8 protein-coding genes are annotated in these 9,538 nt (G+C 44.0%); 5 read left to right on the top strand and 3 right to left on the bottom strand.

The features are described from left to right. Positions 1–28: 28 nt before the first annotated feature. Positions 29–544 carry a pentapeptide repeat-containing protein gene (locus QUA45_RS00410; protein ID WP_333218860.1) on the top strand — a complete coding sequence of 172 codons (516 nt, stop codon included), beginning with the start codon at positions 29–31 and terminating at the stop codon, positions 542–544. A 157-nt stretch (positions 545–701) separates the two neighbouring features. Here the strand turns inward: QUA45_RS00410 and dnaG are convergent, their stop codons facing one another. Beyond that, positions 702–2,723 (bottom strand): DNA primase, encoded by a 2,022-nt coding sequence (gene dnaG / locus QUA45_RS00405; RefSeq protein WP_333218859.1) that lies wholly within the window; start codon positions 2,721–2,723, stop codon positions 702–704. Between the two features lie 224 nt (positions 2,724–2,947). Between dnaG and QUA45_RS00400 the strand changes: the two genes are divergently transcribed. Further along, positions 2,948–3,889, top strand: coding sequence for an NAD-dependent epimerase/dehydratase family protein (locus tag QUA45_RS00400; protein WP_333218857.1), 942 nt, complete (start codon positions 2,948–2,950; stop codon positions 3,887–3,889). Positions 3,890–4,182: 293 nt separating this feature from the next. Then, positions 4,183–6,285, top strand: coding sequence for a tetratricopeptide repeat protein (locus tag QUA45_RS00395; protein WP_333218855.1), 2,103 nt, complete (start codon positions 4,183–4,185; stop codon positions 6,283–6,285). A gap of 80 nt (positions 6,286–6,365) precedes the next feature. Here QUA45_RS00395 and QUA45_RS00390 read toward each other — a convergent pair whose 3' ends face one another. Together QUA45_RS00390 and QUA45_RS00385 are read right to left on the bottom strand one after the other, a co-directional pair. Continuing rightward, entirely contained in the window at positions 6,366–7,103 is a 738-nt protein-coding gene (locus tag QUA45_RS00390) for a hypothetical protein (protein ID WP_333094888.1), read from the bottom strand. Continuing rightward, positions 7,100–7,426 carry an MgPME-cyclase complex family protein gene (locus tag QUA45_RS00385; protein ID WP_333042436.1) on the bottom strand — a complete coding sequence of 109 codons (327 nt, stop codon included), beginning with the start codon at positions 7,424–7,426 and terminating at the stop codon, positions 7,100–7,102. The genes QUA45_RS00390 and QUA45_RS00385 overlap by 4 nt, the downstream gene beginning before the upstream one ends. A gap of 114 nt (positions 7,427–7,540) precedes the next feature. Between QUA45_RS00385 and QUA45_RS00380 the strand changes: the two genes are divergently transcribed. Both QUA45_RS00380 and QUA45_RS00375 read left to right on the top strand, forming a co-directional pair. Beyond that, positions 7,541–7,720, top strand: a complete 180-nt coding sequence (locus QUA45_RS00380) for a hypothetical protein (RefSeq protein ID WP_333094889.1) — start codon at positions 7,541–7,543, stop codon at positions 7,718–7,720. 420 nt (positions 7,721–8,140) lie between these two features. Next, positions 8,141–9,349, top strand: a complete 1,209-nt coding sequence (locus QUA45_RS00375; RefSeq protein WP_333218853.1) for a glycosyltransferase — start codon at positions 8,141–8,143, stop codon at positions 9,347–9,349. Positions 9,350–9,538: the final 189 nt, after the last annotated feature.

Below are 9,538 nucleotides of genomic sequence, written 5' to 3'. Positions count from 1 at the left end.
TCACGACTGCCCATTAGCTTGAACTTGTATGATGATTTCTCGAATTCGCCAACATATTTATACTTTCTTGCTGAGTTTTGTTATTTTAGCAGTAATTGTCGCTGGGGCGATCGCTATTAATCCCGCACCTGCTTTCGCTTTGGATCACGATAAAGAAATCCTAGTCGGCGCTGATTTTACTGGGCAAGTTCTGACTGACGACAGCTTTAATAAAGCGAATCTTCGCAACAGCAATTTTACTAATGCAGATTTGCGGGGCGTCAGCTTTTTTGCTGCCAATATGGAAGAAGCAAATTTAGAAGGCGCTAATTTCACGGGTGCTACTCTAGATTTAGCTCGCATGATGAAAGCAAATTTAACTAATGCTATCCTTGAGGGTGCTTTCGCTTACAATACCAGGCTGGAAGGAGCTATCATTGACGGTGCAGATTTTACAGAGACACTGCTGCGAGACGATATGATAGAAAAACTTTGTAAAGTGGCAAAAGGTACTAATCCTGTGACAGGTAGAGATACTCGGGAAACTCTTTTTTGCGATTATTAAAAGGCTCGTTGAATAAAGGAATAAAGTCCTGAGTACAAACAAGCTTGTACTAAGGACTTTTTTACTTATCTCAGTTAAAACAATGTAACCGCAGGCAACCTTCCAACATCTATCGAACGAGTCATCCCCAATCTAAAATCTAAAATATAAAATGGTATTAGCCCCAAGGTACGGATGTTAAATCGTAAAAATTAACTTGACGCAACCGCTCTAATTCCTTGAGCCATTCTTGTTCGGCACAGAATAGTTGGTGATATTCTATAGCCTCTTCGCCACTGCTAGCTGCCTTGGCTTTTTCCCACATATTGAGTGCAATTCGGCGGCGCTTCATGCTGATAATTTGCTCGATACAGGCGAGGGCAGATCTAATTACTAGAGGTGCGCGATAAACGTTTCTTTCTGAGAACTCGTTTAAGTGAAATAAATGCGAGATTTGATTGAGTTGATTTGGATATTCAATGAAGCTATCTTGCAATTTCAATATTAACTCTGAAGGCGCTACTTGTAAAGACATTTTGTGCAATATTTCTGCATTTACAATCTGATGCCACAAAAATCTGTGGTGAGAAAGGCTAAACTGCACGTCTCTAGCTTCTATTGCTTCTCTGACATCTTGGCGGTATTCGGGACAGTGCAAATAAATCTGCAATAATTGCGCTTCTGCTTCTTCTAAAAGACTGCGAGCTACAGCAGCAGATAAACTTGATTTTGAGCTTTTGTTTTCGCTAATTGCACGCTGTTTTTTATATTGCGTGTGCCGCTTCAGCTTCTTTCTAATTAACGGCGGAATTGTCAAAGATTCGTCTTGACTCAGCCTTTTACCCCAATCGCTAACTACTTGGTTTAACAGATTTTCTCTTAGTATTGGTGTCCGTTTAGAGTCTTCTTTACTTAGGATTTCCGCGCACTTTGCAATGTAAAGTATGAGTTGATTATCGTTAGTAATATTAGTTAACAAACTAATAAAATTTTTAGTAATTTGCTGGTAAATATCTGCTTTTTTTAAATCTTGATTAACCAGCATTTGTTGCAGTTGCCAGTCGAGCCACAACGGAGCATTTTCGAGCAATTCTCGATATTGTTCTGGGGAGTATGTTTTGAGATATTCGTCGGCATCTTTGCCGTCGGGAATGTTGAGCACCCGCAGTTGGACTTCTCCTTGATAAGCGAGTTTTTCTATTTCTCCAATCGCACGTTCTGCTGCTTGAGTTCCTGCTTTGTCGGCGTCGAAGTTGAGAATAATTTGTTTGGAGTCAGTGTAGCGCAATAACTGCCGTACTTGGTTTAAACTTAAGGCTGTGCCGAGGGAAGCGACGGCGTTGGAGATGCCGGCGGCCTGAAGTGCGATCGCATCAAAGTACCCCTCTACAACGACTGCGCGATCGGCTTTGCTAATGGCTGTTTTCGCCGTATCTAAGGCGAATAAAGTTTTGCCTTTATCGAAGAGTTCTGTTTCGGGAGAATTGAGGTATTTCGGCTGTTCGTCGCCGAGAGCTCGGCCGCCGAAACCGATGACTCTGCCTTGGGTGTCGCGAATGGGAATCATAATGCGATTGCGGAAGCGATCGTAATAACCGCTGCCGCCATTTTTTCGGGGTACAATTAATCCAGCTTGTTCGACTAACTGCGCGGGATAGTTTTTCTGTTCTACTAAATAACTGTAAAGTGCTTCCCAACCTTGGGGTGCATAACCTAATTGAAATTGTTGAATAGTTTCTTCGCTGAGCTGGCGCTCTGATTTGAGATATGCTAAGGGTTCTTCTCCTTGGGTTTGTCGCAAAGCGTGTTCGTAAAAGTTGGCTGTTAGTGCTGAGATTTCATAGAGTTGTTCCCGCAGAGAAATTTGCCGCTGCAATTCTTGTCGGTGTTCTGGTTCGACTGTTTTGACCGGGACTTGATAATTTTTAGCTAATTCTAATACTACTTCGCTGAAAGGGCGTTTCTCCAGTTCCATGAGAAACTTAAAAGCATTGCCACCTGCACCGCAGCCGAAACAATAATACATTTGTTTGCCGGGACTGACGGTAAAGCTGGGAGATTTTTCATCGTGAAAAGGACACAAACCTACAAATTCTTTGCCGCGTTTTCGCAACACGACGCGACCGGAAATGACATCTACTATGTCTGCTCTTTGTTTAACTTCTTCGATTGTTTCTGGATGCAGCCGGGGAACTTGCATAGGGCTATTTTAGACCAATTAAAATTATGTTTATTGTGAGCGATCGCACTTTAGGAAAGCACAAAACTGACATTTAGGACTTGCACATAAAAACTCAAGCGTTCCGGTTTTTCGTACCAGGGCGGATCGCTGTTAATATGTGTTTTATTTAAAAAAATGGTTTCTCCGTAAGGCATAACTTTATTGTAAGATGTTTACACTAACTGTAAGGAGCATCGAAAATAATGCGAATTTTAATGATGGGCGGTACTCGGTTTATCGGAGTTTATCTTACTAAGATTTTAGCAGCACAAGGGCATGAAGTGGTGTTGTTTAACCGGGGCAACAAGCCTGTACCGGTTCCGGGCGTAAAACAGATTCAGGGCGATCGCACTAATGTCGAACAACTGCAAGAAAAGTTATCGACAGTCGAGTTTGACGCTGTTTTTGACAACAACGGCCGCGAACTCAGCGATACAAAGCCTTTAGCTGAAATATTTAAAGGGCGGGTGCAGCACTTTGTTTACATGAGCTCTGCGGGGGTTTATTTGAAGTCGGATCAAATGCCTCATATCGAAGGGGACGCTACCGATCCTAAAAGCCGGCACTTGGGTAAATGCGAAACCGAAAATTACTTGGCCGCCTCGGGTTTGCCTTGGACTTCGATTCGCCCGACTTACATTTACGGCCCCCAAAATTATAACGATTTAGAGGCTTGGTTTTTCGATCGCATCGTGCGCGATCGACCGATTCCGATTCCCGGTAACGGAATGCACTTCACGCAGTTGGGGCACTGTCAGGATTTGGCTAAAGCAATGGCGGCGGTTTTGGGCAACTCTAGGGCGATCGGGCAAATTTACAACGTTTCGGGCGATCGATTTGTCACCTTTGACGGTTTAGCCCGCGCCTGCATTCAAGCGGCAGGCAAATCCCCTGATGCTATTAAGATTGTACACTACGATCCGAAACAATTTGACTTCGGCAAAAAGAAAGCTTTTCCGATGCGATTGCAGCACTTTTTTGCTTCAGTTAATAAAGCTGTCACCGATCTTAACTGGCAGCCGGAATTTGATTTACTTTCTGGATTGAAAGATTCTTTTCAGAATGATTATGTAGTTTCGGGACGGGACAAAGCTGAGATAAATTTTTCAGTCGATGATGAAATTTTGAAATCGGTTCAAAGTTAAGTTAGAGTGGGAGCATCCCAATGCCAGCAAAAATGTAGAACCCCACCCTCACCCTCCCCCCTCCGTAAGGGGAGGGAACAAGAAAGAAAGCAAATGGAACTAAATTAATGATTGAACAACTGCATCATGGATTTCACCCGGAAATTTATTTTATGGAAATTCAAACTTCCCAGTGGTCGTTCGACCAATTAAAAAATTTAGAGAGGCTATATTAGATTTTTCAAATGCGGAAGATTTAACAGCTTGGTTGGAAGCTAATTCTCCAAAAGACTAGGAAATATTAGGTAAATCTCATGCTTGGAATAACACTCAGCAATCGCTACAGCATTATCCGTCACTTGGGAGGCGGCGGATTTGCTCAAACTTACTTAGCTGAAGATAAGCAGCTACCAGGCAATCACCTCTGCGTCGTCAAGCAGCTTAAACCTCAAGCAACCGATCCGGAAACTCTACAGGTAGCTAGACGTTTATTCGATACCGAAGCACAAGTTTTGTACAAATTGGGAAATCACGATCGCATTCCCCGACTTTTTGCTTTTTTTGAAGAGAATCAAGAGTTTTATCTCGTTCAAGAATTTATAGAAGGTCACGATTTAAGTCAAGAAATTACGCCTGCTTCTCCTGGGAATGCGGGAGTTATGCAGGAAGATCAAGTTATTTGTATATTGCAAGAACTTCTGGAAATTTTAGATTTCGTACACCAGCAAAATGTGATTCACCGCGATGTCAATCCCCGCAATATCCTCCGCAGAGATAGAGACGGAAAATTAGTTTTAATTGACTTCGGCGCAGTCAAAGAAATTACTACTCAAATCACCAATCCTCAGATCAAAAATAGCTTGAGTGTCAGCATCGGTACTCCCGGTTATATGCCTAGCGAACAAGCTCACGGCAACCCGAAACTCAGCAGCGATATCTATGCCGCAGGTGCGATCGCAATTCAGTTCCTGACGGGCATCAATCCCCACCAAATGCCAAGAAACCCCGATACAGAGGAAATTATTTGGCAGGACAAAACATCAGTCAGTCCTGAATTTGCCAAGATTTTAGATAAGATGGTAAAGTACGATTTTCGCCAGCGTTATTCTAGTGCCGGCGAAACGCTGCAAGCTATTAAAGAATTGAAAAATTATTTCAGCGGTACAGTTCCTGTATTACCTCCGGTTGCTGCTGCGAATAAGCCTGTAAAATCCCGAAAAAAACTCTATTTAAAAATATTGTCGATCGCCAGTTTAATTGGCGTCAGTATTATAGCATCTATTTATGGTGTAAACACTTTTAATTCTGCCAATGCAACTGATTTGTACAACCGAGGCAATACTCTTTACAATTTAAGCCGATTTGAAGAAGCTCTGGCAGCTTACGAGCGAGCAATAACTCTCAGACCGGACTACGCGGAAGTTTGGCAGGAAAAAGCCAAAACTTTATATGAATTGAAAAAATACCAAGAATCGCAGTCAGCTTATGATAAAGCCATAGAATTAAAGCCGGAATACTTGGAAGCTTGGACGGGACGCGGTTATGCTTTGGAGAAGTTGCAACAGTCTCAAGAGGCGATCGCATCTTTTGATAACGCTTTGAAAATCCAGCCCGACTATGCCACCGCCTGGGAAGGCAGAGGCGATACTCTGTTAGATTCGCAGCGGTACGAAGAAGCGATCGCCTCCTACGAAAAAGCGGTACAGTTTCAGCCAAATTTGTACGGTGCGTGGTACAATCGGGGGCAAGCTTACCAAAAATTAAAACAGTACGATCGAGCCGTAGAATCCTATCAAAAAGCAGTTGAAATTAAATTCGATAATTTTGAAGCTTGGTATAACTTAGGCAATGTTTTCCTAGAATTAAACAAAAATAAAGAAGCTTTTGAAGCCTACGAAAAAGCCGTGCGGTTTCAGCCAAATTTTTATCAAGCCTGGTACAGTAAAGGCATCGCTTTGCTAAAAATGCGCCGACATGAAGAAGCAGTAGAAGCTTACGAAAAAGCTGTTAAATTAAAACCGGATTATTATCAAGCGTGGTACAATTTAGGTTGGTCGTACCACGAATTACGCAAGTATGAACAAGCAATTGAGTGTTATAACAGAGCCTTAGATTTAAATCCGAAAGAATATCAGGCGTGGTACAATAGAGGAAATGCTCAGTACAATTTGAATCGGTACGAAGATGCGCTAGTGTCTTACAACGAAGCCGTTTATGTCAAGCAAGACTACTCCGAAGCCTGGTACAGCCGCGGTAATGCACTTGTAGCGGTAAAAAGATACGAAGATGCGATCGCCTCCTATGACAAAGCAATTCGCTACAAACCGGATTACGGAGCGGCAATGGAAGCAAAAAAGCGGGCAGAAAGTCAGCTAGGAAGCAGCCCGCTAGAATCCCAAAAACAACAACAACAATAATTGTTATTAGTCCCCCTCTGCTAGGACTTTGGGTGTAGTAATGATTTCACGCTCCCAATAATCGTGGGGTAAGTTATCTTTTAGCGAACAGCGGGAGAAATTAAGGTAACTCGGCGGCTGTCTACTAACATCGGCCAAAAACCTCGATCGCTCAATGTTTTTACCGCAGCAGTAGCGGCGTTTTGATCCGTTGTATAAGCGACGAATAAAAAGGGACGCTGGCCGTAGGAAGCTAAGCCTACTTGCGTGCCTAATGCTTGCCTGACTTGGGCGGCTAATTCCGGTTGGTTGAAGTAATCTACTAACACTGCATAACCAGGACCCAGGGGTTGGGGATTGAAGGCAAGATTGCCGCTGGGAGAATTGGTTATTGGTTCAGAACCTGGTGCTGGCTGAGGGTTGTAGACTGGCAAATTTTGGGGTAGCGCCGCTGCGGGCGATCGTACTACGTAAGCTTGCAATCCGACAACATCTTCGATGTATTTCACCCAATCGCTGGCGATTTGCGAGTCCCGAAAGCCACCCACTCGCGTCACCGTGTCATTAATGTACCGACAAACTGTGTTGTTAGTATTTCCAGGGAAAGAGCGTTTTGCTCTTTCTTGCTGTTCGGGTGTTGGGGTGACAATTAACAGTAGATATTCATCGGACTGGGGCGGTTGGCAGCCCGACTGAGCTTTAACAGAACTCGATAAAATTGTCAATACCAAAAGGGCGATCGAAGTAGCAGAAAATAGGGGGAGAGACAAAATAAATTTGTACAATTTACCCCTAATTATTGTTAGTTGTTTCGTCTGATATTTTGCTATTTTGTTCATGCTGTCTGTAGGGATGCAAGGGCATCGGGAATAGTTGCTGACGGTGCTTGAAATTCACCTGTCAGTACATATTCTAATCGCAGTTTCAACCAGGTGATAAAGACAGGATCGGTAGAAATAATAGCGGCGGCTGGCTGAGGGCATTTTGCTTTAACTTCTGCCATTGTCGGTGCTTCTAGGAAAGCCGGCTGTTTGACCAACCAGAAGTCTATTTGTTTTTCTTGTTCGTTGTAGTTGCGAGTTCTTTCTTTAAACACTTCATCTAGGGCTTCTTCTTCTAGCAAAAAGCGTTGGCTGGCTAAAACGTAGTAGTAGGTTTGCATTTTTCTGGGTTGTTAGAGGTTGACGGTTAGCGGTTAATGCCACCTGTACCGACCAGTTTTGCTGGTCAGGGGCGGGTTTGCCGAGTTGCGGTTGTTGGAGAGTTCTAGACTCTTGTGCCGTTTACTTTACCTTATTTGCTGTCATCTTGGGTAGATGCAGAGCAAGTCGCCTCAGAAAAATCGTTGGTGGCGAGAGTGGAGGGAGTTGTGAGAGTTGCGAGATGTGCGAGATTTGCTGGTTTTTTGGGGATTTGGGCAATTATTTTTCGGGCTGGTGATTTTCGGGAAAATTGAGGTGACAATAGGAAATTAGATGGAATTGCAGGTTGAATAATTACTAATTATTGAGGTAAACAGAACGCTGTTAAACCGGATTGGGAGTGGTTTGCATATGAAAATACTTCAGACAGTTTTTGATTGGGAACCCTAAAAAAAGGCTTTGATGGTGATCGATGTGCTCGCGGGAAAATCAAGGGTTTGTGACTACTACCTAAAAACAGTCCTAACTATTGTATTAAAAATGTAAAATGTGTGGATTGATTTCCTCTCGGCGGAATAGACATCGCCCCGCTGTCACTTCCCCCATCCCACCAAAAGCGATCGCCCTCCGCCCCTGCTCAAATAAGCTCAACAAATCAGCTAAATTTGTTGCCCACGTACTGCTGCCAAAGGCTAAACTAATCTAAGTTTTACCATAAAATTTTCTCCCCCTTCATGAACATCGCTTATTTAGTCAACCAATATCCCAAAGTCAGCCACAGCTTTGTCCGCAGAGAAGTCCTAGCGGTTGAAAATTGCGGCATGAAAGTCGCACGTTTTTCGATCCGATCCTGCGAGTCAGAACTCGTTGATGGGGCCGACAAACTAGAGCAAGAATTGACTAAAGTAATCTTAGGAGTTGGTGTAAAGGGGTTAGCGTGGGGTTTGCTGCGCGTTGCCGCAACTAGACCCATTCGATTCATCGAAGCTGTGCGGTTAATGTTCAAAGTTGGCTGGCACTCGGAACGGGGGATTTTGCTGCATCTAGCTTATTTAGCAGAAGCTTGCATTCTTTTAAATTGGTTTGCAGAATCCGGTACAGCACACGTTCACGCTCACTTCGGGACAAATTCCACAACAGTTGCAATGCTGTGCCGCGTGCTTGGCGGCCCGACTTACAGTTTCACCGTTCACGGCCCTGAAGAATTTGATAAAGCGACACTTCTTTCCTTAGACGAAAAAATTAAACGATCGACCTTTGTAGCAGCAGTTAGTTCCTTCGGTAAAAGTCAGCTTTTTCGGTGGTGCGATCGCACTTTTTGGTCAAAAATTCACGTCATACACTGCGGCGTAGATACCGCATTTTTAGCTGCACCCTACGTCCCCATACCCGCAGCACCGCGCTTAGCTTGCGTTGGCCGGCTCAGCGAACAAAAAGGTCATTTGTTATTGCTAGAAGCTGCTAACTTGCTAGCAGTTCAAGGCTTAGAGTTTAAGTTGGTACTCGTAGGAGACGGGCCGCTGCGATCGGATATTGAAAAGCAGATTCTGCAACTCGGCCTGCAAAATCATATAGAAATTACCGGGTGGGCCAGTGGCGATCGAGTTCAGCAAGAGATTTTAGCTTCACGGGCAATGGTATTGCCGAGTTTTGCTGAAGGTTTGCCCGTCGTAATTATGGAAGCCCTCGCTCTCAATCGGCCCGTAATTAGCACTTATGTTGCTGGCATCCCGGAGCTCGTAGAACCCGGTGTTTGCGGTTGGCTAGTTCCTCCCGGTTCCGCAGAAGCATTAGCCGTAGGGATGCGCGCGGTATTGGAAGCACCTGTGGAAAAACTAGAACAAATGGGGAAAACAGGAGCCGAGAGAGTTGCTCAACAACACAACGTTGATTTAGAGGCCCAAAAATTAGTCGCGCTGTTTGATAGTGCTATTAAGGCGTGATTAAAAAAGTAGTAAGGCAATGCTGTTTCCCTACCCCAAAATAATCATTAGCCCTCCTCGGATGTAACTCTCGCCCTATTAATGGTAGGGAAAGGGCAGTGCCGTTTCCTGAAGGTGGGTAATATTAATTCCGATGCCACCGGATTTGATATAACAAGGGGGAGCATTATGCCTGTCCCATAATAAAAA

The sequence above is a fragment of the Microcoleus sp. Pol12A5 genome, from assembly GCF_036701435.1.
Classification (GTDB): Bacteria; Cyanobacteriota; Cyanobacteriia; order Cyanobacteriales; family Microcoleaceae; genus Microcoleus.
The sequence above is the reverse complement of the archived record's forward strand: the minus strand, read 5'-3'. Positions and strand labels throughout refer to the sequence as shown.